Here is a 25,595-nt window from a genome sequence, read left to right on the forward strand (position 1 = left end):
AGCCCTGTGCAGCAGAACACCCGGCCCGAAGCTGCGGCCGCTACCACGCAACTGTCCGGCATCCTCCGCCGCGTCGGCATGATCGGCGACATGATCGACCGCTCGGTCGGCAATGCCGATCATCCGCTCAGGATCCAGATCGAGCGGTTCGACGGTCCGGTCCAAGCGGTGATCGACGGCCGCCAGACCACGCTTTTCGGCACCAACAGCTATCTTGGCCTGAATTTCGATCCGCGCTGCATCGCCGCCGCCGAACAGGCGTTGCGCCAGTGGGGCACCGGCTCGACCGCTTCACGTGTCGCCTCGGGCAATCAGGACGGCCACGTCGCGCTCGAACGAACCATCGCGAAATTTTACGATCGTCCTGATGCCATCGTGTTCTCGACCGGCTTCATGGCCAATATGGGCACCATTTGTGGCCTGGCGAGCGATGGCGACCTGATTCTTTATGACAGCCATTGCCACGCCAGCATCATCGATGCCTGCCGGGCGAGCGGCGCCACCTTCAAGCCGTTCAAGCACAATGATCCGGTCGATCTCGACCGCCTGTTGAAGGAAGCGACGGTTCCGGCCTCGCGCATCCTGGTGGTGCTGGAGGGGCTCTATTCGGTCTGGGGCGATGTCGGCGACGTCAAGGGCCTGGCGACCGTCGCAAAAGACCATGGCGCGCTGGTCTTCGTCGACGAGGCTCATGGCCTCGGCCTTTACGGCGATAACGGCCGGGGTGTCACCGAGGCGCAGGGTGCCGAACATCTGGTCGATGCCATCGTCGGCACCTTCTCCAAGAGTGTCGGGGTCATCGGCGGCTATTGCGTCACGATGCATCCGGCGCTCAAGTCGCTGCGTTTCCTCGCCCGGGCCTATCTTTATACCGCCTCCTTGCCGCCGGCGGTCGTCGCTTCGGCGCGCACCGCCATCGAGATCATCGCGTCCGAACCGGGCTTGCGTGCCGAGATGTGGCGCAAGGCCGAGCGGTTCTGCCTGGGTGTCGAGGCGCTCGGTTACAGTCTCTGTGCGGCGCCCGGCCCGGTCGGCTCGATCCGCATGCGAGGGCTGGTCCAGGGCATGGATTTCTGGCGCGACCTGCTGGCGCGCGGCATCTATGTCAACCTGCTGATCCCGCCGGCGACGCCGGCGGGCGAGGTGCTGCTGCGCTTTTCGGTTTCGGCCGCCCATACCGATGCGGATATCGACAAGTTCCTCGATATCATGCGTGAAATGGCACCGCGGGCGATCTCGGCCTGAGGCTGCTCTCTATGAGCAATTGGGCTGAAGTCGTGGATATCAGGGACAAGCCCGGCCAAGACGAGAATTGTCCTTGGAGCGACGGGCGCTGAACGGACCGGGCGCAGGACCCGCGCCGTGGCCCGGCACACGGTGAGGTCTACCCGTCGTCCTGCCCGGGCTTGTCCCTGATATCCACGACTTGTTTGCACCAAAATGAACCCGTCATAGTCACTGCGCGGCGGTACCAGGCCCTCAGGCCTTCCGCTCGCGGCGCAGCTCCTTGGCGCGCGCCTGGTGCGCCAGAAGCCTGGCCAGCACCTCGACCGCGCCCGTGCTCGAGGTCTGCTGATAGGCATTGTCGGCCGGCAGCGCCGTCACCATCCGGCGATGCGCCTCGCCGAGATTGTGATAGGGCAGGCCGGGCAGGAAATGGTGCAGCCCGTGATAGCGCAGCCCGACGGGGGCCCACAGCATGGGCAGCATGGCCGGCGGCGGCACGTTGACGGTGTCGAGCAATTGCTCGACCGCATCCATCTCCTCGCCTTCGTTCTCCCAATGGTGCGCCAGCAGCGTGCGGAACTGGTTGGTCAGGGCGATGCCGGCGGCGATCGCCAGCACGATGGCGACCGAAGTCCAGGAGATCGCGCCTGACAGCACCAGGGCGGCAACCCCCCAGGCATAAAGGCAGGTGACGGTTTCCAGCACCAGCCAGCGCCGGGCGAGCGTCGGCGTCAGCGGCGGCCGGCGGAACTCCGGATTGATCACCAGCGCCGACAGGCGCTCCACCATCAGGCGCCGGAGCGGCGGAATGACCGCCGCGAGCGGCACCAGGATGAGCGAGCGGAGGATCAGCAGCAGCGGGAAGAACAGCGCGGCGAAAGTGAACAGAATGAGTTCGACCGGCCGGTTATGGCCGAGCGGCAGGTATTCCGGGTCGCGCACGGTGCCGTAATGGGTCTTGGCGTGATGCAGCGTGTGCACGCCCTCGTAGAAGAACGAGGGGGTCAGCAGGGGAATGCCGACCAGGATGTTCCAGCCGGTCCAGAAGCCGGGCAAGGTCGACAGCCGGACATGGGTCAGTTCGTGGATGAACAGGATCGCGCGGTAGAGTGCCAGCACGGCAATGATGCCGGCCGCGATGCGCAGCGGAACCGGTAGCGTCGGCGCCACCGCGGCCGCCAGCGCGCCGTAGCCGAGGCCGGAACTGGCGATCAGGTCGACCCAGTAGAGCACCGGATTGGGCTGCATCAGATCGGCGGTCAGGCGGTGGGCGGCTTTCAGCAGGACGGCGCTGTCGCTTTTTTCATTCTGCCTGGCTTCCACGGGCTGCGGGCTCATGACGGACAAATGGCGGACTCCGAAACAATGGCCCGGGCGGTCGGGAGAGGCGACCATGAGCCTTTGACGATAGCGAAGGGCAGGCGACGCGACAACGACGGGAAAGGCGCAGACCTGCCGCAAATGCAGGCAGGTGCTGGCACGGCAGGCTGACCAGGATGGCGGCGGCGCTCCCGGCCTGCGGCTGGCCGAGGTCCCTTTTAGCCGGTCAGCACCGCTTCGGCCAGCGCCACCACCTTGTCGGCGCCGTCGCGGACGAAGATCCTGAGCGTGACACGCCGCCGGCCCTCGGGGCTGTCCAGGCGCACCACGCGGGCCGCCACCGTCACCGGCGAGCCGACGGCGACCGGCAGGGCAAAGCGGCTCGAAAGCTTGTCGCAGCGCGCCTGCGGCAGCCAGGCTGCCAAGGCGCTATCGACCAGCCCCATCAACAGCATGCCCTGGACGATCGGGCCGTCGAGGCCGATCGCCTTGGCGGCGCCCGCATCGACATGGATCGGATTGGCGTCGCCCGAGGCCTCGGCGTAACACCGGACGGCCGCCGCGTCGATCGGCCCGAAACGATGCTCGGGCAATTGGCTGCCGACGGCAAGCGTCTCGGCGGTCATTGAAACAGCCTGAGCACGCTGCGAAGCCTGACCAGCGCCTGGTTGCCGGCATCGGTGACCGAGGCTTCGAGCGTCACATGGATCGCGTCGGTGCGCGTCGCGGTAACCTCGATCGACAGTGGCGTATCGATCGGCAGGGCCGCGAAAGTCTCGACCGTCTGAAGTTCATGCACCGGCAGGGCCATGGGCATGTCGGCGCTCAAGGCCTTGACCAGGGCGACGACCTCGGGCCGCGTCAGCCAGCGGATCGGATAGGTCGTCGGCAGCCGCGCGGCCGTCGGATCGGCGCCGATGCTCGCCGCGAAAGCCCTGACGTCGCCGGCCCCGGCCACCACGCCGAAACGCGCCGAGGCGTGCCGGCCGGCGAGGCTCACGCGGCGCGCCCGATGACCAGCGCGGCATTGATGCCGCCGAAAGCGAAAGAATTGCTCATCGCCACCGACAGCGGCTGGCGGCGGCCGACATTGGGCACGCAGTCGATCGGGCAGTTCGGGTCGGCCGCGGCATGGTTGATCGTCGGCGGGATCCGGCCTTCTTCCAGCGCCCGCACGGTGATCACCACCTCGACGGCTCCGGCCGCGCCGAGCGTATGGCCGTGCACCGGCTTGGTCGAGCTGACCGGCAGGTTGGCAATGTGATCGCCGAAGATGCGGTTCAGCGCTTCGCTCTCGGTCGTGTCGTTCAGCACCGTGCCGGTGCCGTGGGCGTTGACATAGCTGACTGCGCTTGGCGGCAGCCCGGCATCGTCGAGAGCGGCGGCCATGGCGTCGGAAGCGCCGTCCAGGTCTGGCCGGAGAATGTCCTTGGCGTCGCTGGTCGTGCCATAGCCGAGCAGGCGGGCCCGGATCCTGGCGCCGCGCGCCTTGGCGACCTCTTCGGCCTCGACGATCAGCACGGCGCCCGCCTCGCCCAGCAACAGGCCGTTGCGGCCCTTGGAGAACGGCCGGCAGAGATCCGGCGACAACACGCGCATTGCTTCCCAGACCTTCATGCCGCCGGGCGTGACGATGGCCTCGGTGCCGCCGACGATGACCCGGTCGGCGAGCCCTGAGCGCACCATCATCATGGCCATGCCGAGCGCCTGCGACGACGAAGCGCAGGCGCTGGAAATGACGAAGGTCGTGCCGGTGCAGCCATAGGTCATGCCGATATGGGAGGCCGAGGCGCTCATCATCGAGCGCGGCACGGTCAACGGATCGGGCCGTTTGCCGGCGCCAAGATTGAGGATCGCATCCTCGATCGAGCCGGCGCTGCCGATGCCGGTGCCGACGATCACCGAGGTGCGGTTGCCGAACGGCGGCGCGTCGGCAAGGCCGGCATCCTTCACGGCTTCCGCCGCGGCGATCAGCGCGAAAGCGGTGGCCCGATCGTAAAAGCCGGTTTTTCTGTCGGGGAACAGCTGCGGCAGATCGAGCTCCGGGATCTGGGCCGCGACCTTCACCGCATTGCCGACATCGCGCGACAGAATCAGCGGGCGCGCGCCGGAAACGCCCTCGGCGGCGGCATTCCACAAGGCCTCGACACCGAGCCCGGCGACCGAAATCGCGCCGATGCCGGTAATGACGGCTTGCCTGCCGGTCACGTCAGGCCTTCTTCTCGGCGAGGATGCGTTCCTTCAGGATCGTCAGCAGGCCGCCGACATCCTTCACCTGGGCCAGACTCTCGTCCATCGGCACATAGACGGCGAATTTCTCTTCGACGGCGGCGAGGATCATCATGTAGTCGACACTGGCAATGTTGAGCGACTCGAGCGTCGTCTCCGGCCCGACGCCAGCGAGATCGACCATGCCCTCTTTCGCGATGACGTCAACGAGGTCCAGAGTGAGTTCATCATCTCCAAATCGGGTTGCAATGTCGCTCATTCATTAGCCTTTTTTGGATTTTGGTAACTTCGGCGCAAGCTATGCGCTCGGCGTCCGGAAGCCAAGTGCCCAAGCCCCCCAAGGGCTCAACCTGTTGTTCCTATACGGTTCGCAGCGCCCTATCTACAGCGCGATTGCCTGTTGCACAGGATCGGCCGCAATGTCTATGCGATATTGCCCCACCTATCACGGATCCAGCTTGATATCATGGTCACCCGGCGTTCCCTATTTCTGACTGCAGGCGCATTGGCATATGGGATGGCCAGCCGGCCGGGGCTCGCCCAGGGCCAGCGGCTGCCGCCGATCGTCGCGCGTGGCTCGGAGGTCACCGTCTCGCGGACGTTGATCGTGGCCAGGCCCGACCTGCCGGTGGCGACCGACCCGGGCCTTCTGTTCTACGTCCAGCACTCGATCAACAAGAGCCTGATCGTCTATGCCGCGCGGCTCCGGCCGGACGGCAAGCTGGACCCGAACCAGCCGGTGGAAGCGTTCTGGCGCCGTTTCGACGAGCAAGGCCAAAGGCGAGCGCTGAATTTCTTCGAACGGATCTTTGCTTTCGGGGTCAGCACGCGGGCTTTGCCGGATGGTCGCTACGGCGCGCGCATCGCCGGTTACCGGGCGCGTGAAGCGATCATCGATCTCGACGAAAGGGGCAAGCCGCGCGCCCTGCTGCCGGTCGGTTCGCGCATGGTCCGGGTTGTTTATGCCTATGCCTCGGCCGATGACGCCGGCTTCATCCCGAAGATCCATTACGTCGACGTGCACGGCTTCGATATCGCAACGGGCGAGGCGATTCGTGAAAGAATTCGTCTCGATATGTGATCGCCGGGCCGGGCTCTAGCGCCAGCCGAAATCGTGCCAGAGGCCGGCCGGATAGGGGTTCGGCAGGCGGTTGCGCTCGACCCATTGCCTGGCCAGCGGCTGGCGCCGGCCTTGCGGCTGCTTCCAGGCGCCGACGAAATGATGCCGGAAATGGATGTTTCGGTTCAGCCAGGGAAGGCCGGCATAGAGGTCGGGCGGCACCCAATAGACCTGTTCCAACACGCCGACGCCGCGTGGCTCGAGCGCGTAGAAGAGCCGCGTCAGCGCCCTGGGGCCGGTGGCGTCCTCGATCTCGCCGCGCAGGGTCAGGGGGGTGGCCGCGAGGCGCTGCGTGATCTTGGTGATCATGGCGTAGAGGAAGGGATGTCCGGGCGGCGCGCCGAACATGCAGTTGGCGAGCTGGAACGGCTGCGCGTAGCCGAGCTCGCGCTGGCGTTGTGGCATGACCTGGGCCTCGATCGAAAACACCGCCTGGTCGGTGTTGCGGAACCGCTCGATCGGCTTCAGGCATTCCATGTCGAGATCGGCGTAGAAGCCGCCCTCGGCGAAGACCGCGACCAGCCGGAAGAGATCGGCCTTGGCCACACCGAACGGCAGGCTGTCATAGGCGGCAAGCGCTTCGGGACAACGGGCCGCGACATAGGCACGGCGGGCGCTGGCGTCATAGAGGCGCATGTCGAGGCCGGGATTGCGCGTTCTGATGGTTTGCCGGAATGCCTGGAGATGGTCGGGCAGATCCAGGGTTTCCCAGGTCTGGTGCAGGATCGGCGGGATCATCGGCTGGTTCCGGTCAACGCTGGCCCATCCGGTCGAGCCGGATCAGCAGGGCGAAGGCGACGCCGATCATCGCCAGCGGCATGCCCCAGGTCGCGACGACAGGCGGAAACCGGCCATATTCGCCCAGCCAGACGAAAATATTGGTCGCGACATGCAGGAAATAGCCGGTCAGGCCAATCGTCATCATGGCGCTGAACTTGAGCCGATGGGCGATCAGCGTCATGGCCATGGCGGAGGCCAGGACCATCATGCCGAACGGCAGGAAAGCCTGGGCGAAGCGGGCATGCCACCAGGTCGAATAGCTCGCCGCGTCCGGAATGCCGTCGCCGCGGCTGGCGAGAGCGGCAAGCGTCGCCTGCGGCAGATAGCGGGCATCGATGCCGCTGTTTTCCAGCCAGAGCGGGTCGAGCGGCAGCGTTATGGTTTCTTCGTCGAACCACCAGGCGTCGCCCGCCCCGGTCGCCGGCGTCGGATCGCCCTCCCTGGGCGCCGTCCAGCGGCTGCCCTGGGTGAAGATCCAGCGGCCGGCCTCGGCGGCCGGACGGGCGGAACTGGCGGCGACCCGCGAGACCAGACGGCTATCGGCCGAGACCTCGTAGACGTCGACATCGACCAGCCGGCGCTGCCGGTAGTCGAGCCGCGCCTTGATCATCTGATTGTCGAGGGTGATCCAGCGCGGCACATCCTGCAGCCGGCGATCGAAACGTTCGCCATAGTCGCCGAGCCCGTGGGCGATCTGATAGGCCACCGCGGCCGGCCTCAGGATGCCGATCGAGGCGACCTGGATCATCCCGCACAGCGCGCCGACGATGGCCAGCGGAACGATCGCCTGCAGTGGCGTGCGTCCGCCGTTCCAGATGACCACCCGCTCGCGCGTCTGGGTCAGCGTCACCTCCGACCAGAACAGTCCGAGAAACGTGCCGAGCGGCATCAGCGATCCCGTCAGGTCGGCCAGCCTGAGCGCGATATACCAGACCAGGTGTCCGGTGATGCCAAGGGCGCTCTGGTTGGCCGCCTGGGCCAGGATGCGGTCGGCGCGCGGCGCGACATCCAGCGTCAGGCCGACGATCAGCAGCGCCGCGACAACGGTTGCCACATGGCGCGCATGGGCAAGCGCCAGCGTCCGCGTGAAGGTGCCGAGCGGCACCAGGCCGAAGCTCCGGCCGGCCGGTGTCGAGGTCAGGCGGGAGATGGCACCGGTCACGAGCGGCCGAGCCCTGGGCGCGCCACGGCCGATGAGCGGGCCGCGACCAGGCTCGCCATGGCGAGCGTCAGGCCGGTGGCCATGATGATCAGGAAGGCCAGCATCGGCACGACGCCGATCCAGGTGACGCCGGCGAGTGCCGCGGTACCGACGATCTCGGTGGCCATCAGCCCGGCGCAGGCCAGTGGCAGCACGAAGGCCTGGTTGAGCCGGGTGGTGAAGGACAAGGCCAGGATCGCGATCAGCGGCGCCAGCAGGCAGAGCAGGCTGCGGCCGATCCGCTTGCCCAGTTCCAGCCGATGCAGCGGGTCGGCGCCGGCCGACATGAACAATTCGGCGGTCGTCTGCTCCGCCACATGGCGGCTGCGCGGGTCGAACGGCACGACGTCGTCGATGACCATGCTTTGTGAGGTCGAGCTGCCGCGCAATGACGAGAACGGCGCGGTCGGCGGCCGGCCGGTGCGCGGAGCACCGGCGGCGGGAAGCGCGAATTCGTCGACCGAGAAATCGAACAGATGGAGCGACACCCGGCCGCTGTCCCCGGGCCCGGTCAGGCTCGCGCCGTTGGCCACGATGATGCGTTCGCGTCCCGGCTCGTCGTCCTGGCGCACGAACAGCCGCGGATTGCCGTCGCCACCGGCACGCGGCGTCACCGCGACCGTGCCGATCCGTGTCTCGATCAGCCGGTTCGCCGAAACCGTATTGCCGGTCAGGGCATTGTATTGGGCGGAGAACATGACCAGCCGGAAGGCGTAGCGCGACAGCGGGTCGACAAAGCCGCCGATCGCCAGGGTCGCGATCTGGGCGCCGAGCCCGATCGCCAGCACCAGCCGGATCAGGCCGTGGGGTGGAATGCCGAGGCTCGACAGCATCAGGAATTCACGATCCTCGCGCATCGCCAGGGTGACCCGATAGACCGCGATCAGAACGGCGGTCGGCAGCGCCAGCTCGAACACTTCGGGCAACAGGGCGACCATCATCATCAGGGTCTTGGACAGCGGCGCGCGAATCTTCAGGACCTCTTCCAAAAGGCCCGAGATCAGCTTTTCCGAAACGAACACGCATTCGATCAGCAGCAGCACCAGCGCGACCTGGATCACCACGTCGCGGATCACGCGCTTGGCCTGCTGGTGCGGAAACCGGCGTGGCTGGCCGGCCATGTTTCGCTGGGCCCTGTCCCGCCACGCGACGCCGGTCCGGGCGATGGCCTTTCGCGCGATGTCTGGCCGCGACTGCATCGTTCCGGTTCGCTCCACTGATGATGAGTTGATCGTCGTGATGATGGCTTGCCGGCCAATGACACGATAGACAGCATGCCGACAGGCGTCGGCGACACAAGATCACGCCCCGCTGCCAAGGGAAGGAGCAACCGGGTGCGGATCGACGAAGTCACAACGCGGGCCGATCTTAGACGCTTCGTCCGAATCCCGCGAGAGCTCTATTCGGGCCTGGCCGGCTTCGAGCCGCCGCTGGATTTCGAGCGGATGCAGCTGATCGATCCGAAGCGCTCACCCTTCTTCAGCCATGGCGAGGCGGCCTTTTGGATCGCCTCCGACGGCAATGGCCGGCCGCTTGGCCGCATCTCCGCGCAATTCGATCGGCTGACCCCGCCGGACAAGGTTCTGGTCGGCCATTTCGGCTGCCTCGAGGCGGTCGATGACCCGCGCGTCGTCGCGGCCCTGCTGGCGACCGCGCGCGACTGGCATGCCCGGCGCGGCCGCACGGCCCTCCAGGGTCCCTATACCTTTTCGATCAACGAGGAGGCCGGCCTGCAGGTCGAAGGCCAGGATCGGGGCGCCATGATCCTGATGCCCTGGCATCCCGCCTATCTCGGCGCCCATGTCGAAGCGGCGGGACTGGCGCCGCTGAAGGATCTGCTCGCCTATGTCATCGATCTCGATCACGCCGCCAAGTGGCGCGGGCTGCAGGTCGGCAAACCTACCGGCCAGAGCCAGATGACCACCCGCATGCTCGACCTCTCGGCGCTCGACCGCGAGGCCGAGATCATGACCGAGCTGTTCAACGCCTCGTGGAACGACAATTGGGGCTTCATTCCGCTCGCCGCGCCGGAACTGGCGACCCTGCTCAAGGTGGCGCGGCCGATTCTCCGGCGCAATCACGCGACATTTCTGGAGATCGACGGGCGTGTCTCGGCCTTCGCCTTTGGCCTGCCCAATGCTTATGAGCTGTTCCGCGGGTTCGACGGGCGGCTCCTGCCGTTCAACTGGGCACGCGCCGCCTGGCGGGTCCTGACCCACCGGTTCGCCAGCTATCGCTTCACCTTGCTCGGCGTCCGCTCGGACCTGCGCGACACCACTTTCGGCGCCCGCCTGCCAATGGCCGCCATTGCCCAGCTGTTCGCCCAGAACCGCTATCCCGGCGAGCTTGAAATGAGCTGGATCCTCGACGACAACACGCGCATGCGCCGCATCATCGAACGCATCGGCGGCACGATCTACAAGCGTTATCGCATCTATGGCGATGTCGCCGGGAGCATCCAGGCATGACCGATCCGGACCATCGCCCGGCCGGGACGGCGCGGCTCGACACGGCCTTCCTGATGCGTGCGCCGGCGCATCTCATCGCCCTGTCGGGCGGCGTCGGGCTGGTGCCGGTCGCTCCCGGCACCTTCGGCGCGCTGCTCGGCCTGCCGCTCGGCCTGGCGCTCGCCGCCGCCGGCTTCTGGCCGGCGGCCGCAGCCCTGGTTGCGGCTGGCCTGATCGGCGTCTGGGCCTGCGGTGCGACCGCCAGCGCCGCCGGCGTCCATGACCACCAGGCCATCGTGTTCGACGAGACCTGGGCGATGGCGGCGGTCGTCGCCTTTGCGCCGCCCGGCTACGCCATGCTGCTCGGCGGCTTCGTCGCCTTCCGCTTTTTCGATATCGTCAAGCCCTGGCCGATCGGCCGGATCGACCGGCGGGTCGAGGGCGGGCTCGGCATCATGCTCGATGATGCGCTGGCCGCGGTCTATGCGCTGGCCGCGGTGCATCTGGTCGCGCGTCTTCTTTAGGCCGCCGGCAGAGTCACCAGGACGGACAGGCCGCCGCCGGCGCGGTCCGACAGCACGACATCCCCGCCATGGGCGCGGACGATCGAGCGGGCGACCGTCAGCCCCAGGCCGACGCCGCCGGTCTCCTTGTTGCGCGACAGCTCGAGCCGGTGGAACGGCGCGAAAACCGCCTCCTTGTCCTTGTCGTCGATGCCGGGGCCCTGGTCGGTCACCAGGACCTGCGCATTGAGCCCGTCCGCCGACACGCTGATATCGGCCCGCCCGCCATATTTGATGGCGTTTTCGATCACATTGGTCAGGGCCCGCTTGAGCGACAGCTTGCGGCCTTGGATCACCACCGCCCGCGGCGCCGCGAACCGGACCGGCTTGCCCATGTCGTCGAAGTCGGTCGCGATCGCCTCGACCAGCGACGCCAAGTCGACGGATCGCAAGGCCTCGTCCGACCGGTCGCCCTTGAGAAAGGCCAGCGCGCCCTCGATCATCGCCTCCATCTCGCCAATGTCGGCTTCGATTTCGGATCGGGTTTCCGGGCTTGGAACATCCTCGATGCGGAACCGCAGCCGGGTGAGCGGCGATTTCAGGTCGTGTGAAATCGCCGCCAGCGTCTGGCTCCGGTCGTCGATCAGCTTCTTGATGCGCACCTGCATCTCGTTGAAGGCGGCCGCCAGCTGTTTCACCTCGGTCGGACCGCTTTCGGCAACCTTGACCACCTCGACCCCCGTCGAGAACTGCCGGGCCGCGTCGGCAACCACCTTCAGCGGCCGCGTCAGCCAGCCGAGCAGAAGCACGGCGACCAGCAGCAGGCCGCCGGCCATCAGTGTGGTCGAGTAGAGCGTGCCGTCACCCGATAGCGGCGGGATACGCACCGACACGACGCTGACATTGACCCAGCTGCGATCCGGCAATTGCATCGAGATCATCGCGATGTGCTCGTCATCGCGCAGGGTAGCGCTGGTTCCGATCACCAGGTTGCCGCCGCCAAGTTCCGGGGCGATGTCCAGGAGCCGCTTCCGCATGCCTTCGAGGCGCCCGACGCCGGGACCGCCGGCAACCGCGTGTTCGGCCAAGCTCCAGTGAATGTCGAACGGCCCGCCGGCCAGGGCATGCGCGGTCAGTTCGCGTTCGGCGGCCGGTACGCGCATCACCGTGCGCATGATCGACACCAGCCGTTCGGCGAGCCGCTCGTCGTTGTTGGAGGTGATCTCGGCCTGCAGCGACGCCTGATAGGTCCAGAGGCTGGCAACGTGCAGCACCCCGATCGCGATCATCAGGACGATGATCGTCCGGCCGGGAACCGAGTTGGCGAACCTGATCACTCGCGCCTGACCGCCGGGCTGAACATATAGCCGACGCCGCGCACCGTCCGGATCATCGAGTGAGGATTGTTCGCTTCGTCGATCTTCTTGCGCAGCCTGCTGATCTGCACGTCGATGCTGCGGTCGAACCCGCTCGCGGACCGGTTGCGCGACGCATCCAGCAGATGTTCGCGCGTCAGCACGCGCTGTGGCGCCTCGAGCAATGTCAGCAGGAGATCGTAGTCGCCGCTGGTCAGCTCGATGACGACGCCCCGCGGGTCGATCAGGTCCCGCCGCAAGGTATCCAGCGTCCAGTCTTCGAAGACATATTTTCGCGCCCGCGTGCCCGGTTCGCTCTCACGCGGCCCGAGGCTCCGGCGCAACACCGCATTGATGCGCGCAAGCAATTCGCGCGGGTTGAACGGCTTGGTCAGATAGTCGTCGGCGCCGATCTCCAATCCGACGATGCGGTCGGTGTCGTCGCCCTTGGCGGTCAGCATGACGATCGGGATCTGCGACCGGGCGCGCAGCTCCCGGCAGAGGTCGAGACCGCTCAGGCCGGGCAGCATCACATCCAGGATGACCAGGTCGATCGTTGCATGGTCGACCACCTCCCGCATCTCGTAGCCATCGCGTGCGACGCTGACCTTGAACCCGTTGGCGCGGAGAAACTTGGCGACCAGCTGGCGGATCTGCCCGTCATCGTCGACCACCAACACATGAGTACCGCCAGGTTCCGGCAGTGCGCGCGTCGCCGTGTTGTCCGGCGGCCGTAAGATCATCTCGGATGGCATGAAGCACCGTGAAATAGGAACGTCCGGTCTATACTTTCGAAGTGTCTCGTTCGGGTTTCACGATTGTTACAAAGTGTGTCCGGCGCCTGCTCATGACGATCTCTGACTGCGGCGGACGAACCGGAATGCGGCGTCTGACGGCGAAGTTGTCCCTGGACGCGCGCCGTCTCGACGGCGCGGCCTCACCGCGGCCGGCCAGATACCCCAGGCATCTGAAAGTGACCGCAGAAGTGTACGCCAGATGATGTCAGCTGCGTGTGGAGGGTGTTTCAATATATTCGTGAAATATTTCAAAATATACTGAAATAAAATCGCCATTGACTCATATAGGTTCAGTTTTTACCGTCAATACTGCCGCATGAGTCGAAACGGAGAAACATAGAGCGGCATTGTTTGACGAAATTGCTTCAAGTCGAGGCGTTGGATCCATGTGATGGCCTCGCCGTGGCGGAGTCGTCAATGGGATTGGCCGCGTATTCGGACGTTATTGCCGAAGCGAACTGAGTCAGGGAAGAAAACATCGAACGCGATTGATCGCTGAAAGTTCCGTTGGCGGGGCGACGCAGACATCGATCGCCATCTGTTCAGTCAAAAGATCAAAAAATCTCAGATCGGCGCGTGAATGCTTCGCACAACCGGCGGCGCATAAGCGCGTCGAACTAAATCATCATGTCCAGAGCTCAAAAGAGCCGGACGACAATCAGGATAGTGGGAGATCTGTCGCATGACAATAAAACGAGAAGTATTCTTGGGCTGCGCCATCGGATTGACGGCCGTCACGGGGGCCAACGCCGCCGATCTGCCGGGCAAGGCAAGCCCGGCGGAGTATGTGCGGATCTGCGACACCTATGGCGCGGGATTTTACTTCATCCCGGGGACCGACACATGCCTTCGCATCGGAGGTTTTGTCCGCGCCGACTATGTTGTGAATTCCTCGGCGGGAAACCGGACGAATCCCGCCACCGGCGTCACCTCTCTCGGCACATCATATTTCGATCAGCTGTATTCGACATCTGTACGCATGACGCTGAATTTTGATGCGCGCTCGAACACCGAATACGGATTGCTTCGCGCATTCGGCCAGTTCAGCGCCTACCGGGGCCCATTCAGTGGCTCCGTCAATTCCCAAGGCCTGATCAACGGCGGCGTTGGCCAGTCACCGCGCGCTTCGGCGATCAATGTCGAGCGGGCCTTTATTCAGTTCGCGGGGTTCACGGCGGGCTTCTCGAGTTCGTTCTTCAATTTCTATCAGGGCGATCTTCAGTATTCGGGTAGCTTTGCAACGACCGCCCGCGGGACCACCGTGCTGGCCTATACGGCCTCGCTCGGCTCCGGTTTCTCGGCGTCGGTCGCCATTGAGGATTCAATGTATCGGCGGCACGGCAACGGCGATGTCTTTCTCGACGGCGCGGCTGGCCCCAACCAGGTTCCGCTGTCGCGACCGCTGTCCGGGCTCTATGGCCTGACCTACGGGCCTCAGAAGCTGCCCGACATTGTTGCGAACCTGCGCGTCGATCAGGCGTGGGGCTCCGCGCAGCTCATGGGTGCGCTTCATCAACTCACCGACGTCGGTTGGAACGCGGCACCCGTCACTACCGCCGGCGGCCGGAACTTCGGCGCGCCCATTGCCGCCGCCGGCGACAAGCTCGGTTGGGTCGTCGGTGGCGGTGTCCGCCTCAACCTCGATATGCTTGCCCGTGGCGACGTTCTCTGGCTGCAGGCGGTCTATGCCAACGGGGCTCTCGACTACGCTTTCAGCGTGGGCAATCAGGGCGGTGACCGTGAGGGCATCTATGGCGCGGGAAATCTTGCAGGCGTCAATGCGCTCAACACGCAATTGCGGGACGGCATCGTCAATACGGCGAGCGCCACCCCAACGATCCAGACCACGAAGGCGTGGTCGGTCGCGGCCGGGTTCCGCCACTTCTGGACCCCGGCATTGCGTTCGGCGATTTTCGGGTCCTATTCCAAGATCGATCAGCCGGCCGCGTCGTCGCTCTGGAACCTGAAATACGCGACGGTCGGCGTGAACACGATCTGGTCGCCGGTGCGCAACCTCGATCTCGGCCTGGAGCTTGTCTATCACAATATTCAAGCGCGGACGCAGGCCGGCGGCATTCCGATCATTACGCCGAGCAGCACGCCGCGTGGCTCCGAGGGAGCCTGGGTGGCAACCGCCCGGGTGCAGCGCAACTTCTGACCTGAAGTCGAACATCATTGGCGCCCGGTGGCCGTGTGCCGCCGGGGGCCTTGAGCACAGCCGCCACTGAAGGTGTGCCCGCCTTGGTTGCTGTGCTCCTCTTGCGCTGGCTGGTGTCCATGCCTCCTGAAGCGGATGCCAGCCAGCCAACTGGATCGATGAGCGGTATTTCCAGTGGCAACGCTTATCCGTCGGTGGCGAGGACGCCCATCGATTGATGCCGGAAAGTTACGGCCGGGCCCGGCGAAAATCGCGAGCCGTTCGTTAGCCCGGCAATCGACGGCGGAAGACCGATGCGCAAGTCCCGTAAGCTGCGCGGCGTCACCGGCAGGATCCTTCAGCCGTCGATGCGGTCCGACCCGCGAAAGCGCATGAAAACGGCTGCGCTGTCGGTGCCGAAAGCCATGACGTCATAGGTCTCGGCCGGCTCGCCCGGCACCTCCATGCCCGGCGATCCGATCGGCATGCCGGGTACCGCGAGGCCGCGCACGGCCGGGCGTTCGGCGAGCAGCCGCTCGAGCGCCGCCACCGGCACATGGCCTTCGATGACATAACCGTCGACCTCGGCCGTATGGCAGGATCGCATCGCAACGGGGACGCCGAGCCGCGCCTTGACCGCATTGACCCTGACGTCTTCGACGACCCTGGTCGGAAATCCGGCGGCGGCGATATGCTCGACCCAGGCGCCGCAGCAGCCGCAGGACGGATCCTTGTGCACGACGACGATCGGCTTGGCCGCAGCCGCGGTCGATCGGGCACCGGTCGCGCCGGCCAAGGCCAGCGCCGTGAGAAATACTCTTCGATCGACGGCCATGGTTCTCACCTCCGCCCCTTGCGTTATTCCATCTGTTTCAAGCTGTTTCAAGGCGACACGCGCTGGTCGGAGCCCGGTCGCGCCGCTCCGCGAGCGCCGGCGCAAACGGCCATGAGCCGACCGCGATCGGGCGCGGTCGGCTCACGCGTCAGCTGCAACCCCGGAGACAATCGCCAAGGCCCGGGGGCGTCTCGCCGCCGCCGGCCGTCTCAGCGGGCGCGCTGGATGCGGGTAATGGTGATGTTGCCATTGACGCGGTCGGCATCGAAGCGGACCCGATCACCTTCACGCACCTGCTGCAGCATGGCTGGATCGGCGACCCGGAAGACCATGGTCATGCCGTCCATGTCCAGGTTCGGGATGGGTCCGTGCTTGAGCGTGATCCGGCCACGCTCGGCTTCGATCTTGACGACCTCGCCGGTCACCGCCTGGGCGGTCGCCGTGGCGACGTGGCCCATGGTCGTGACGGCAAGGGCGAGGGCGAGAGCTTTGATGATATACATGGGAACCTCCTCTCGTGGCGCCGCTCAGCGCACGTTGATCCGGCCATGCATGCCGGCCTGGTAATGACCCGGGATCAGGCAGGCATATTCGAAGGTGCCGGCATTGGTGAAACGCCAGACGATTTCGCCTGTTCTCGCGGGCTCGACCTTCACAGCATTCGGATCGGCATGTTCCATGTCCGGATTGCGCTCCATCGCGGCCTTGTGGCGTTGATTGCCCTCGAGCGTATCGATGACCATCTCGTGGTCGAGCGCGCCGGCATTCTTGACCACGAAGCGCACCGTATCGCCCCGCTTGATGGTGATCTCGGCCGGTTCGAACAGCATGCGGCCGTCGCCTTCCAGCATCCGCACCTCGACGGTGCGCGTGACGCTGCCGGCATGACCGGCCTCGCCGGCGGGCGATGACGGGCCATGCGCTACCGCAATGCCGGTCAGGGCGATGGTGGCGGCAATGGCCAGCAGAGTTGAGTTCCTCGACATGATCTGTCCTCGTCCGGGTCTGGATGTCAGTGGTTGGAGTGGCCGCCGCGGGCGCGGCGCGCGGCGCGGTCGAGCACGCGCGCGGCAGGCGGCGGTCCGGGCGGCGTGCCGGCGCGCGCGGGCGGGGCGAGTGGCGCGCCTTTCCATTCATAGGCCACCGTGCCCTGAGGGTGCTGGTACCAACCGGGATCCTTGTAGTCGCCGGCCGCCAGCCCTTCGCGAACCTTCATCACGGTGAACATGCCGCCCATCTCGACCGGGCCGAACGGCCCGTCGCCGGTCATCATCGGCAGCGTGTTGGCGGGCAGCGGCATCTCCATCGCGCCCATCTCGCCCATGCCGGCGCTGCCCATCGGCATGAAGCCCGGCACCAGCCCCCGGATCGCGCGGGACAGCTGCCGCTGGTCCACGCCGATCATCGTGCGCGTGTCGTGGCCCATCGGCCCCATCGTGTGATGTGACTTGTGGCAGTGAAACGCCCAGTCGCCTTCGTTCACCGCGTGGAACTCATAGGCGCGCATGGCACCGACAGGCACGTCGATGGTCACCTCAGGCCAGCGCGCCTCGGGACGCACCCAGCCGCCATCGGTGCAGGTCACTTCGAAGTCGTAACCATGCATGTGGATCGGGTGATTGGTCATGCTGAGATTGCCGATCCTGACGCGGACGCGGTCGTTCTTGGCGACCACCAGGGGATCGAGGCCGGGCCAGGTCCGGCTGTTCATGCACCAGATGTTGAAATCGGTCATGGTCGAGACCTTCGGCACATAGGTGCCGGGGTCGATGTCGAACGTATTGAGAAGGAAGACGAAGTCGCGATCGACGCGGTGCAGGGCGGGGTCGCGCGGATGTACCACGAAGAAACCCATCATCCCCATGGCCATCTGGACCATCTCGTCGGAATGCGAGTGGTACATGAAGGTGCCGCTCTTGCGCAGCTGGAACTCGTAGACAAAGGTCTTGCCCGGCGGGATGTGCGGCTGGGTCAGCCCGCCGACGCCATCCATGCCGGACGGCAGGATCTGGCCGTGCCAATGCACCGCGGTGCTTTCCGGCAGCCGGTTGGTGACGAAGATGCGCAGCTTGTCGCCCTCCACCGCCTCGATCGTCGGGCCCGGGCTCTGGCCGTTATAGCCCCAGAGATGGGCGACCATGCCGGGCGAGATCTCGCGCACCACCGGTTCGGCGACGAGATGGAACTCCTTCCATTCGCCATTCATGCGCGACGGCAAGGTCCAGCCGTTCAGCGTGACGACCGGCTGGTAATCCGGTCCGCTGGATGGCGGTGCGAGCGGCGGCTGGGTATTCGGCCTGGTCATGGTCGGTGCCTCCGGCAGGCTCGCGGTCTGGGCCTGCCCGCTGACCTGCGAGGCGCCGACCAGGGCGAGCCCGGCGCCGGCCGTGCCAAAAAATCCACGTCGCGATACGGACATGATTGCTTCCTCGTCAGTGGGCTGCCGCGCCGCCTTGGGCGCCTGCGACCGCTGTGGTGGGGGTTTCAGCTGATCCGCCGGGCGATGAGCCGCCGATGACCGCAAATTGCAGATCGCTATGGGCGATCCAGAAGTCGCGGCGCGCTTCGATCGCCGCGGCATTGGCCGCAATGCGGGCGCGCGCCTCGGTCAGAAGCGAAAACACGTCGACCATCATGCCATTGTAGCGAAGCTGGCTTTCATCGGCGATGATCTGGCGCAGCGGCAGGATCTGCGACTGGTAATGCCGGGCGAAGTCGAAGCCGCCGCGGTAGCGCTGGTAGGCCTCGCGTGCTTCCGAGCGCACATTGACACCGCGTTCGACCAGGCGATTGATCGAGCGCAGATAGGTCTCGCGGGCGTCCCTCAGGCGGCTCTCGCCCAGATCCAGGGGGATCTGGACTTCCAGCGACAGGCCGCTCACACGGGTCCGCTCGAATTCGACCTGGCGGCTCTCGACGATCTGCCCGCCTTGCAGGCTGTAGGATCGCTCGGTGCGGGTCGATCGCTCGTTGTTCAATGCGCCCTGCAGCTCCAGCACGTTCAGGAAGCGTGACCATTGGGTCAGGTCGAGCTGGCGGGCGACGCCGTCGACCTCGAGCCGGGCGATCCTGAGATCCAGCCTTTTCTCCAGAGCCTCCCGTTCGATGGCCTCGCGGGCGGCGGGGCGGCGCGGCAGGCCAGGCAATTGGGCCGGCAGCGTCAGCGCGGCAATGTTCTCCCACAGCCCGAGCACCCGGATCAGGCGTTCGCGATCGGCCTGGTGTTGCAGGCGGGCGCGGGCGAGCTGCGCCGCGACATCGGCGTAGAACACGTGCTCGCGCGCCTGGTCGAGCCGGTTCACCGCGCCGGTTTCGCCGAGCCGCTTGAACAGTTCGGAGGCGGTGCGCGCCGCCGTGCTGGTCTGGGCAAGGAAATTGACCAGCTGGCCGGAGGCGACCACCCGATAATAGGCCCGGCGTGTCTCGCCGGCGAGGCGAAGGGTCTCGTCGGCGGCGCGCAATTGGGCCTGGGTAAACCGGACCTCGGCGACGGCGCGCCGCTGCGGCAGCGTCGCGAGCCCGAGGATATTGACCAGCAATTGACGTTCGATCTCGATCGCGCCGGTGCTGGCCAGCCGTGTCAGCGACAGGGTTGGGCTCGGCGGCAGGCTGGCCTGGACGAACAGCGCTTCCGAAATCCCGAGATCATTATAGGCCGCCTGCAAGCCGCGATTGTTGATGAGGGCGATCTGCACCGCCCGGTCGACGGTCAGCGGCGAGCGCAGCAGGCCGGTGACCCGGGCTCTCACCCGGTCGCTGTCGGCCGGCTCCCTGACGCGAACCACCTCCTGCCGCAGCTCCCGTGCGGCAATGTCGCGTGTGACCGCAAGGCCTCCGTCGGGGCTATAGCTCGCGCAGCCGCCAAGGGCGGTGGCCGCACCAATCAGCAGGGCGCCGAGCCGGGCCGGTTTGAGCCGCTTCTTCGCGGTATCCGGCCGGCCGCCGATCGGGTCTCTGTGTTCGGACAATGCCATGATCGCCATCGTCCTCATCGCACCGGGGAACCGGGGGCGACGCGTTGGTTCGACCGCCCCCAGTCGATCGGCCCGACAGGACGGAAGCCGGTGAAGCCGGCGAGGACAGGCTGATACCGGACTTGCCGGCTGGCGATGGCGGGGTCGGCGGCCGGTTCGCCCAGGCGTGCTCTTGCGCCCGTCTCGCTGCAGGCGCCAAGCGTCAGGCTGGCCGCAATGGCAATGCCGAAAATCCGAATTCGAGTGGACGCAAAGCTGGTCGTCTGCGGCATGCGGGCCCCGTTGAAGCTGAATCATCACGGGGACGCTAACGAGGCTGTTCGCAGGTCGTATTTCTCGATCGTTACAATTTATTGCCCTGCGTGGTCCGGCCCGCGGCCGGAAACCGGCGCGCATCGAGGCCGCCGGGGCATGCAGTCATCCGGTCCGGGGGGCGATTTGCAGCGACGTCTGTCCGCTGCGTCCCGCGCAACGAAAAACGCCGGGATGAAACATCCCGGCGTCAATGGCGGATCTGTCGGCTCGGATCAGGAGCCGCTGTCCGAAAAGGCACTGGACGGCACGGCCTGGCGATCGATCTGGATGCGCTCGGCGGGCGATACCGAGATCGACCGCGACCGGTCGTTATCGGCGCAATTGAGGCACGCGCCGGTCGGCGCCGCGCCGCGCGTGTGCCGGGCTCCGGTTTGGCCGGTGGTATCGCTGATCCGGTGGGCCAGCGCCGGAGCCATGGCCAGCGGCAAGAGTATCGCAGCAAGAATGAGCTTCATCATGGTTTTCCTCCAGACAATGTCAGCAACTATCACTGCGCGATGGGCGAGATCGTCGTTTCGGCGAACCGTATTCGCTCGAAACTCCCTTCGCATACGACGTAACCAATGGTATGGCTAATCACGTGTTCGCGAATATTGTTATAAGAGGAGTATATATTTCATAATATTGCGTAATATTTCAAGAGACAAAAGTTATATTACAGAAGATGAAGGCGTTTGTAACGTAGGCCGCTGGTCTTCGCCGTCGGACGCTCGTTCGGCCCGCGGCGCGACGGCATGTACCGTCAAGCCGGGGCGGCGATCTCGCGCGCGCCTTCGGGGACGACGGAAGGGCTCGGGAGCCGCGGTCGAGGCTCGGCGCTGTTCAGGCGGGGGCACGGTTCAGCGCGGTCATGCGCCGGCGCGTGTCATGCGGCGCGCATACGATCCTTCAGCCTGAACAAAGCGATCCGCTTGATCTCGGCGATCGCGGTTGCGAATTCGTCCTCGGCGGAGTTGGTCATGCGCCGCTCGAAGGCGTCGAGCACAGCCTGCTTCGTCGCGCCCTTGACGGCCATGATGAAGGGGAAGTGGTGGCGCGCCCGATAGGCGTCGTTGAGCGCGGTGAAACGCGCAAGCTCGTCGGGCGTCAAGCGGTCCAGGTTGGCTCCGGCCTGTTCGTTGGCGGAATCGGCGGTCAATTGCCCGGCCGCGGCAAGCCGGCCCGCGAGATCGGGATGGGCATTGATCAGCGCGCGCTTTTCGCCGTCGGTCATGGCATCGAGCACCGCGGTGAGAGCGCCGTGCAGGCCTTCCGCCGTATCATCGGCCGAGGTCAATCCGGCGTCGTGGGCGCGCGCGACGATCTCGGGCGTATGCTCGAAGACATCGCCGAATTTCGCGACGAGGACCGGCCGGGTCATGCCGCTCGGCCGACCCCCGGCCGGGTAGTGATGGATCGCCCAGTGCCTGGCGATGTCGACGCGCCGGCAGATCCAGACCTTCTCGTGACCCTGGATATGGTCGAGAAAGCGCGCAAGCGAGGCGAGCCGCCCCGGTCGTCCGGCGAGCCGGCAATGCAGCCCGATCGACAGCATTTTCGGCGCGCCATCCGTGCCCTCGGCATAGAGGACGTCGAACGAGTCCTTCAGGTAGGCGAGGAACTGGTCGCCCGAATTGAAGCCTTGCGCGGTGGCGAAGCGCATGTCGTTGGCATCGAGCGTATAGGGCACGATGAGATGTGGGCTTTTCGGCCCGTCGACCCAGTAGGGCAGGTCGTCGGCATAGGAATCGGCGGAATACAGGAACCCGCCGTCTTGCATGACGAGATCCAGCGTGTTTTCCGAGGTCCGTCCGGTGTACCAGCCGAGCGGCCGTTCACCGCACACAGCGGTGTGAATGCGCAGGGCCTCGGCGATGGCGGCGCGCTCCTCGGCGATCGGCATGTCCCGGTGGTCGATCCATTTCAGCCCGTGGCTGGCGATCTCCCAGTCGGCTTCCCGCATGGCGGCGACGGCGTCTGGATGACGCTCCAGGGCGGTCGCGACGCCATAGACGGTCACCGGCAGCCGGCGCTTGGTGAACAGCCGCCAGAGCCGCCAGAACCCGGCGCGCGAGCCATATTCGTAGATCGACTCCATGCTCGGGTGGCGCTGGCCGGGCCAGGGCTGCGCCCCGATCATTTCCGACAGGAAGGCTTCCGACGCCGGATCGCCATGCAGGACATTGTTCTCCCCGCCTTCCTCGTAATTGATCACGAACTGCACGGCGATGCGCGCGCCGCCCGGCCAGTTGGCCGTTGGCGGAGTGCGGCCATAACCGATCATGTCTCGGGGGTAGGGGGTGTTCTGCATGACGGGCCTCGCGGCATCGGGTCTGTCGGAATGGGGCGGCGATCGAGGTCTCAGCTGCCGCGATAGGTCTGATAGCTCCACGGGGTCGCGATCAGCGGCACATGATAATGCGCCTGCGCGTCGCCGATGGTGAAGCGGATCGGCACGTCATCCAGGAATGGCGGGTCGGCCTGGGCGGCCCCGGCGGCGCGGAAATAGGCCGCGACGCCGAACACCAGTTCATAGGTTCCCGCCACCAGCGCCGCGCCGGCCAGCAGCGGCTCGGCGGTGCGGCCGTCCTCTCCGGTCCTGGCCTTTGTGATCAGCGCCCGGGCGCCGTCTTCGGCGAGGCGATAGAGCGCCACATCCATGCCGGCGGCCGGCCGTCCGGCGACGGTGTCGAGCACATGTGTCGAAAGTCGTCCCATTGCGTTCCCCGCCTGTTGACGGCTGCCAGTTAACCCGACCGGCGGCCGTTCATTTTCATGCAAATTTTGAAAATCTTACCGATTTTGAGATCATTGCTTGGGGTTCGTCGGCGACCTTCAATGTCCCGGCGAGTGCTCTTCAAGACCGGGAAATTCGGCCAGCGCCCGCATGGGGAGGACAAGACGATGGCCGATCAGGTTCATCCAGTTGACCAGGTGCTGCCGGCGCCAAGAATGTTCGCGCTCGGCCTTCAGCATGTTCTCGTGATGTATGCGGGCGCCATCGCGGTGCCGCTGATCATCGGCCGCGCGCTCAACATGACGCCCGACCAGGTGGCCTTGCTGATCAGCGCCGATCTTTTTGCCTGCGGGGTCGTCACGCTGATCCAGTCGCTCGGCATTCCCGGCGTCGGCATTCGCCTGCCGGTCATGATGGGGGTGACCTTTGCTTCGGTCGCGCCGATGCTGGCGATCGGGCGCGATCCGAACCTTGGCATTACCGGCATATTCGGCGCCATCATCGCCTCCGGCTTCTTCGCCCTGATGCTCGCGCCCTTCATCAGCCGCATGCTGCGCTTCTTTCCGCCGGTCGTCACCGGCACCATCATTCTGGTGATCGGCGTCTCGCTGATGCGCGTCGGCATCGGCTGGGCGGCGGGCGGGCCGGCCTTCATCACCACCATGATCGACGGCAAGCTCAGGCTGATCGACAACCCCAATCCGGGCTATGGCGCGCTCGACAGCCTGGCGCTCGCGCTGTTCGTCCTGTGCGTCGTGCTGGCCCTGACCAAATATGGCAAGGGCTTCGTCCAGAACATCGCGGTCCTTCTGGGGATCGCCATCGGCTGCATGGCCGCCTTTGCCGTGGGCAAGATGAATTTTGATGTCGTCGGCAGGGCTGACTGGTTCGGCTTCATCTATCCTTTCCAGTTCGGCCTGCCGAAGTTCGAACCGGTCTCGATCATCACCATGTGCCTGGTGATGATCGTGGTGATGATCGAGTCGACCGGAATGTTCCTGGCGATCGGCGACATGACCAGCCGCAAGGTCAGCCAGGACGACCTGACCAAGGGCCTCAGGGCCGACGGCCTGGGCACCATGATCGGTGGCCTCTTCAACACCTTCCCCTATACCTCGTTCTCGCAGAATGTCGGTCTGGTCGGCGTCACCGGGGTGCGCTCGCGTTTCGTCACGGCGGTCGGCGGCATCATCCTGCTGTTCATGGGGCTCATCCCCAAGCTCGGCGCGCTCGCCGAGGCGATCCCCTCGGCGGTGCTCGGCGGGGCGGGGATCGTGATGTTCGGCATGGTCGCGGCGACCGGCGTGCGCATCCTGACGACCGTCGATTTTCGCGGCAATCGGAACAATCTCTACATCGTCGCCATTGCCGTTGGCCTCGGCATGATCCCGCTGGTCGCGCCGAACTTCTTCCGGCACATGCCGCACAGCCTGCATCCCTTGCTCGAGTCCGGCATCCTTTTGGCGGCGATCGCCGCCGTCGGCCTGAACATCTACTTCAACGGCTTCAAGACCACGGCCGAAGCACAGGCCGAGGTCCGCGACGCCGGCGCCATGGCCGACGCCGCGCACTGATCGCATCGGTCCCAAGGACCGGCGCCCGGATCGGCCTGCCGCGATGCGGCGGAGCCGTCCGGGCGCCATCAGTTTTCCAGCCGTTTGCCGAGTTTGCCGAGCTCGGTCGCGACATGGCTGCGGCCGGCTTCCAGCAGCAGGTCGGAAAAGGCCCGGTGGCCCGGCGGCGGCAATTGCCGCGACGGATAGATGATCGCCAATGTGGTTGGTTCCGGCGTGGCGTCGGGCATCACCTGCACCAGCGTGCCCCTGGTCAATTGTTCGGCGACCTCGAACACCGGCTTCATCACGATGCCGGAACCGGCGAGCGCCCACTGGGTCAGGACGTCGCCGTCGTCGCAGTCGATGGCGCCGCTGACCGCCAGAGTCCTGGCCTCCCGGCCTTGCCGCAAGGTGAGCCGAAACTGCCGGGAGCCCGGAAAACGCAACAGCAGGCATTGGTGGTCGAACAGGTCGTCCGGCGTCTTCGGCGCGCCATGCGCTTCGATATAGGCCGGCGAGGCGCAGAGAATGCGCTCGATGGTCGCCACCTTGCGGACGATGAAACTTGAATCGGACAGATCCGCCATCCGAAGCGCCAGGTCGATGCCCTCGCCGATCAGATCGAGCAGGTGTTCGGCGAGCCGCAAGCGGATGTCGATATTCGGCTGGGCGGCCCTGAAGGTCGTCACGACCGGGCCGACGAGCCTGCGTCCGAGCCCGAGCGGCGCCGTCACCTTCAGCGATCCGCGCGGCGCGCCGCCTTCCAAAGCGACGCTCGCCTCGGCACGCTCGACCGCGTCCAGCACATCGACGATGCGCTCGAAGAACGACCGCCCGACCGAGGTCAGCTGGATCTTCCGGGTCGTCCGGTTGAACAGGCGGCAGCCGAGCTTCTGCTCCAGCGCCAGGATGCGGCTGCTGACCACCGCCGCGGACATGCGCAGGTCCCGTCCGGCGGCGGAAAAGCTGCCCTTTTCGACGGCGCGGGCAAAGATCCTGGCGTCTTCGACGAAGCCCATCGCGCCCTCATGATTTTCAATGCCAGGACGAAAATATCACTACTTTTTGCGTGTTCAAGGGGAA

General features: G+C 65.9%; 26 protein-coding genes. 6 read left to right on the forward strand and 20 right to left on the reverse strand.

Annotation, left to right across the window (positions count from 1 at the left end):
- Positions 1-6 precede the first annotated feature (6 nt).
- A complete protein-coding gene (locus E8M01_RS18465) occupies positions 7-1,245 on the forward strand; it encodes an aminotransferase class I/II-fold pyridoxal phosphate-dependent enzyme (RefSeq protein WP_170181955.1) in 1,239 nt (412 codons plus the stop codon).
- A 234-nt stretch (positions 1,246-1,479) separates the two neighbouring features.
- Here E8M01_RS18465 and E8M01_RS18470 read toward each other — a convergent pair whose 3' ends face one another.
- The 5 genes from E8M01_RS18470 to E8M01_RS18490 all read right to left on the reverse strand — a co-directional run bounded on the left by E8M01_RS18470 (position 1,480) and on the right by E8M01_RS18490 (position 4,960).
- On the reverse strand, positions 1,480-2,550 hold the full coding sequence (locus tag E8M01_RS18470) for a fatty acid desaturase family protein (protein ID WP_246088350.1): 1,071 nt from the start codon (positions 2,548-2,550) through the stop codon (positions 1,480-1,482).
- 215 nt (positions 2,551-2,765) lie between these two features.
- Complete coding sequence (locus E8M01_RS18475) at positions 2,766-3,173, reverse strand: MaoC family dehydratase (RefSeq protein ID WP_136961466.1); 408 nt, start codon at positions 3,171-3,173, stop codon at positions 2,766-2,768.
- Positions 3,170-3,547 (reverse strand): hypothetical protein, encoded by a 378-nt coding sequence (locus tag E8M01_RS18480; protein ID WP_136961467.1) that lies wholly within the window; start codon positions 3,545-3,547, stop codon positions 3,170-3,172. Before E8M01_RS18480 ends, E8M01_RS18475 begins: the two co-directional genes overlap by 4 nt.
- Positions 3,544-4,755 carry a beta-ketoacyl-[acyl-carrier-protein] synthase family protein gene (locus E8M01_RS18485; protein ID WP_246088351.1) on the reverse strand — a complete coding sequence of 404 codons (1,212 nt, stop codon included), beginning with the start codon at positions 4,753-4,755 and terminating at the stop codon, positions 3,544-3,546. Before E8M01_RS18485 ends, E8M01_RS18480 begins: the two co-directional genes overlap by 4 nt.
- Before the next feature lies 1 nt (position 4,756).
- Positions 4,757-4,960 (reverse strand): phosphopantetheine-binding protein, encoded by a 204-nt coding sequence (locus E8M01_RS18490; RefSeq protein WP_246088352.1) that lies wholly within the window; start codon positions 4,958-4,960, stop codon positions 4,757-4,759.
- Positions 4,961-5,293: 333 nt separating this feature from the next.
- Here E8M01_RS18490 and E8M01_RS18495 point away from each other — a divergent pair, with 333 nt between their 5' ends.
- On the forward strand, positions 5,294-5,857 hold the full coding sequence (locus tag E8M01_RS18495; protein WP_170181956.1) for a DUF4833 domain-containing protein: 564 nt from the start codon (positions 5,294-5,296) through the stop codon (positions 5,855-5,857).
- 15 nt (positions 5,858-5,872) lie between these two features.
- Here the strand turns inward: E8M01_RS18495 and E8M01_RS18500 are convergent, their stop codons facing one another.
- From E8M01_RS18500 to E8M01_RS18510, 3 genes are read right to left on the reverse strand one after another with little or no spacing between them, the layout of a single operon-like run.
- Positions 5,873-6,634, reverse strand: a complete 762-nt coding sequence (locus tag E8M01_RS18500) for a glycosyltransferase family 32 protein (protein ID WP_136961470.1) — start codon at positions 6,632-6,634, stop codon at positions 5,873-5,875.
- A gap of 13 nt (positions 6,635-6,647) precedes the next feature.
- Complete coding sequence (locus E8M01_RS18505) at positions 6,648-7,838, reverse strand: LptF/LptG family permease (protein WP_170181957.1); 1,191 nt, start codon at positions 7,836-7,838, stop codon at positions 6,648-6,650.
- Entirely contained in the window at positions 7,835-8,998 is a 1,164-nt protein-coding gene (locus E8M01_RS18510) for an LptF/LptG family permease (protein WP_170181958.1), read from the reverse strand. The genes E8M01_RS18505 and E8M01_RS18510 overlap by 4 nt, the downstream gene beginning before the upstream one ends.
- Positions 8,999-9,211: 213 nt before the next feature.
- Between E8M01_RS18510 and E8M01_RS18515 the strand changes: the two genes are divergently transcribed.
- Positions 9,212-10,345 (forward strand): dATP pyrophosphohydrolase, encoded by a 1,134-nt coding sequence (locus E8M01_RS18515; protein ID WP_136961473.1) that lies wholly within the window; start codon positions 9,212-9,214, stop codon positions 10,343-10,345.
- Positions 10,342-10,848: a phosphatidylglycerophosphatase A family protein gene (locus tag E8M01_RS18520; protein WP_215908768.1), complete on the forward strand. Its 507-nt coding sequence runs from the start codon at positions 10,342-10,344 to the stop codon at positions 10,846-10,848. The genes E8M01_RS18515 and E8M01_RS18520 overlap by 4 nt, the downstream gene beginning before the upstream one ends.
- Here the strand turns inward: E8M01_RS18520 and E8M01_RS18525 are convergent.
- Both E8M01_RS18525 and E8M01_RS18530 read right to left on the reverse strand, forming a co-directional pair.
- Positions 10,845-12,164, reverse strand: coding sequence for an ATP-binding protein (locus tag E8M01_RS18525; protein ID WP_136961474.1), 1,320 nt, complete (start codon positions 12,162-12,164; stop codon positions 10,845-10,847). The genes E8M01_RS18520 and E8M01_RS18525 overlap by 4 nt on opposite strands.
- Positions 12,161-12,925, reverse strand: coding sequence for a response regulator (locus tag E8M01_RS18530; protein WP_136961475.1), 765 nt, complete (start codon positions 12,923-12,925; stop codon positions 12,161-12,163). The genes E8M01_RS18525 and E8M01_RS18530 overlap by 4 nt, the downstream gene beginning before the upstream one ends.
- A 760-nt stretch (positions 12,926-13,685) precedes the next feature.
- Here E8M01_RS18530 and E8M01_RS18535 point away from each other — a divergent pair.
- Positions 13,686-15,137 carry a porin gene (locus tag E8M01_RS18535; protein ID WP_170181959.1) on the forward strand — a complete coding sequence of 484 codons (1,452 nt, stop codon included), beginning with the start codon at positions 13,686-13,688 and terminating at the stop codon, positions 15,135-15,137.
- Positions 15,138-15,474: 337 nt separating this feature from the next.
- On the opposite strand, the gene E8M01_RS18540 is transcribed toward E8M01_RS18535, so the two are convergent.
- The 9 genes from E8M01_RS18540 to uraH all read right to left on the reverse strand — a co-directional run bounded on the left by E8M01_RS18540 (position 15,475) and on the right by uraH (position 22,937).
- The gene (locus tag E8M01_RS18540) at positions 15,475-15,951 is read right to left on the reverse strand and encodes a DUF411 domain-containing protein (RefSeq protein ID WP_136961477.1); all 477 of its coding nucleotides are present in this window, start codon (positions 15,949-15,951) and stop codon (positions 15,475-15,477) included.
- Between the two features lie 209 nt (positions 15,952-16,160).
- Complete coding sequence (locus E8M01_RS18545) at positions 16,161-16,454, reverse strand: copper-binding protein (RefSeq protein ID WP_136961478.1); 294 nt, start codon at positions 16,452-16,454, stop codon at positions 16,161-16,163.
- 24 nt (positions 16,455-16,478) lie between these two features.
- Positions 16,479-16,937 carry a cupredoxin domain-containing protein gene (locus E8M01_RS18550; RefSeq protein ID WP_170181960.1) on the reverse strand — a complete coding sequence of 153 codons (459 nt, stop codon included), beginning with the start codon at positions 16,935-16,937 and terminating at the stop codon, positions 16,479-16,481.
- A 26-nt stretch (positions 16,938-16,963) separates the two neighbouring features.
- Positions 16,964-18,370 carry a multicopper oxidase family protein gene (locus E8M01_RS18555; protein WP_211596657.1) on the reverse strand — a complete coding sequence of 469 codons (1,407 nt, stop codon included), beginning with the start codon at positions 18,368-18,370 and terminating at the stop codon, positions 16,964-16,966.
- A gap of 13 nt (positions 18,371-18,383) precedes the next feature.
- The gene (locus tag E8M01_RS18560; protein WP_136961480.1) at positions 18,384-19,925 is read right to left on the reverse strand and encodes a TolC family protein; all 1,542 of its coding nucleotides are present in this window, start codon (positions 19,923-19,925) and stop codon (positions 18,384-18,386) included.
- 14 nt (positions 19,926-19,939) lie between these two features.
- Positions 19,940-20,197, reverse strand: a complete 258-nt coding sequence (locus E8M01_RS18565) for a hypothetical protein (protein WP_136961481.1) — start codon at positions 20,195-20,197, stop codon at positions 19,940-19,942.
- Between the two features lie 255 nt (positions 20,198-20,452).
- Positions 20,453-20,698 carry a hypothetical protein gene (locus tag E8M01_RS18570; protein ID WP_136961482.1) on the reverse strand — a complete coding sequence of 82 codons (246 nt, stop codon included), beginning with the start codon at positions 20,696-20,698 and terminating at the stop codon, positions 20,453-20,455.
- Between the two features lie 407 nt (positions 20,699-21,105).
- The gene (puuE, locus tag E8M01_RS18575) at positions 21,106-22,530 is read right to left on the reverse strand and encodes an allantoinase PuuE (protein WP_136961483.1); all 1,425 of its coding nucleotides are present in this window, start codon (positions 22,528-22,530) and stop codon (positions 21,106-21,108) included.
- Positions 22,531-22,580: 50 nt separating this feature from the next.
- Complete coding sequence (gene uraH, locus E8M01_RS18580) at positions 22,581-22,937, reverse strand: hydroxyisourate hydrolase (RefSeq protein WP_136961484.1); 357 nt, start codon at positions 22,935-22,937, stop codon at positions 22,581-22,583.
- A gap of 186 nt (positions 22,938-23,123) precedes the next feature.
- Between uraH and E8M01_RS18585 the strand changes: the two genes are divergently transcribed.
- The gene (locus tag E8M01_RS18585) at positions 23,124-24,530 is read left to right on the forward strand and encodes a nucleobase:cation symporter-2 family protein (RefSeq protein ID WP_136961485.1); all 1,407 of its coding nucleotides are present in this window, start codon (positions 23,124-23,126) and stop codon (positions 24,528-24,530) included.
- A 68-nt stretch (positions 24,531-24,598) separates the two neighbouring features.
- Here the strand turns inward: E8M01_RS18585 and E8M01_RS18590 are convergent, their stop codons facing one another.
- On the reverse strand, positions 24,599-25,531 hold the full coding sequence (locus E8M01_RS18590; RefSeq protein ID WP_136961486.1) for a LysR family transcriptional regulator: 933 nt from the start codon (positions 25,529-25,531) through the stop codon (positions 24,599-24,601).
- Between the last annotated feature and the right edge of the window lie 64 nt (positions 25,532-25,595).

The sequence above is a fragment of the Phreatobacter stygius genome, assembly GCF_005144885.1.
In the GTDB taxonomy this organism is placed as follows: Bacteria; Pseudomonadota; Alphaproteobacteria; order Rhizobiales; family Phreatobacteraceae; genus Phreatobacter; species Phreatobacter stygius.

Coding starts and splice junctions, on each gene's coding strand:
- E8M01_RS18475 (WP_136961466.1), bottom strand. CDS start 3,173: ATGACCGCCGAGACGCTTGCCGTCGGCAGCCAATTGCCCGAGCATCGT.
- E8M01_RS18490 (WP_246088352.1), bottom strand. CDS start 4,960: ATGGTCGATCTCGCTGGCGTCGGGCCGGAGACGACGCTCGAGTCGCTC.
- E8M01_RS18495 (WP_170181956.1), top strand. CDS start 5,294: ATGGCCAGCCGGCCGGGGCTCGCCCAGGGCCAGCGGCTGCCGCCGATC.
- E8M01_RS18500 (WP_136961470.1), bottom strand. CDS start 6,634: ATGATCCCGCCGATCCTGCACCAGACCTGGGAAACCCTGGATCTGCCC.
- E8M01_RS18510 (WP_170181958.1), bottom strand. CDS start 8,998: ATGGCCGGCCAGCCACGCCGGTTTCCGCACCAGCAGGCCAAGCGCGTG.
- E8M01_RS18520 (WP_215908768.1), top strand. CDS start 10,342: ATGACCGATCCGGACCATCGCCCGGCCGGGACGGCGCGGCTCGACACG.
- E8M01_RS18530 (WP_136961475.1), bottom strand. CDS start 12,925: ATGATCTTACGGCCGCCGGACAACACGGCGACGCGCGCACTGCCGGAA.
- E8M01_RS18540 (WP_136961477.1), bottom strand. CDS start 15,951: ATGGCCGTCGATCGAAGAGTATTTCTCACGGCGCTGGCCTTGGCCGGC.
- E8M01_RS18545 (WP_136961478.1), bottom strand. CDS start 16,454: ATGTATATCATCAAAGCTCTCGCCCTCGCCCTTGCCGTCACGACCATG.
- E8M01_RS18550 (WP_170181960.1), bottom strand. CDS start 16,937: ATGTCGAGGAACTCAACTCTGCTGGCCATTGCCGCCACCATCGCCCTG.
- E8M01_RS18555 (WP_211596657.1), bottom strand. CDS start 18,370: ATGTCCGTATCGCGACGTGGATTTTTTGGCACGGCCGGCGCCGGGCTC.
- E8M01_RS18560 (WP_136961480.1), bottom strand. CDS start 19,925: ATGGCATTGTCCGAACACAGAGACCCGATCGGCGGCCGGCCGGATACC.
- E8M01_RS18565 (WP_136961481.1), bottom strand. CDS start 20,197: ATGCCGCAGACGACCAGCTTTGCGTCCACTCGAATTCGGATTTTCGGC.
- E8M01_RS18570 (WP_136961482.1), bottom strand. CDS start 20,698: ATGATGAAGCTCATTCTTGCTGCGATACTCTTGCCGCTGGCCATGGCT.
- puuE (WP_136961483.1), bottom strand. CDS start 22,530: ATGCAGAACACCCCCTACCCCCGAGACATGATCGGTTATGGCCGCACT.
- uraH (WP_136961484.1), bottom strand. CDS start 22,937: ATGGGACGACTTTCGACACATGTGCTCGACACCGTCGCCGGACGGCCG.
- E8M01_RS18585 (WP_136961485.1), top strand. CDS start 23,124: ATGGCCGATCAGGTTCATCCAGTTGACCAGGTGCTGCCGGCGCCAAGA.
- E8M01_RS18590 (WP_136961486.1), bottom strand. CDS start 25,531: ATGGGCTTCGTCGAAGACGCCAGGATCTTTGCCCGCGCCGTCGAAAAG.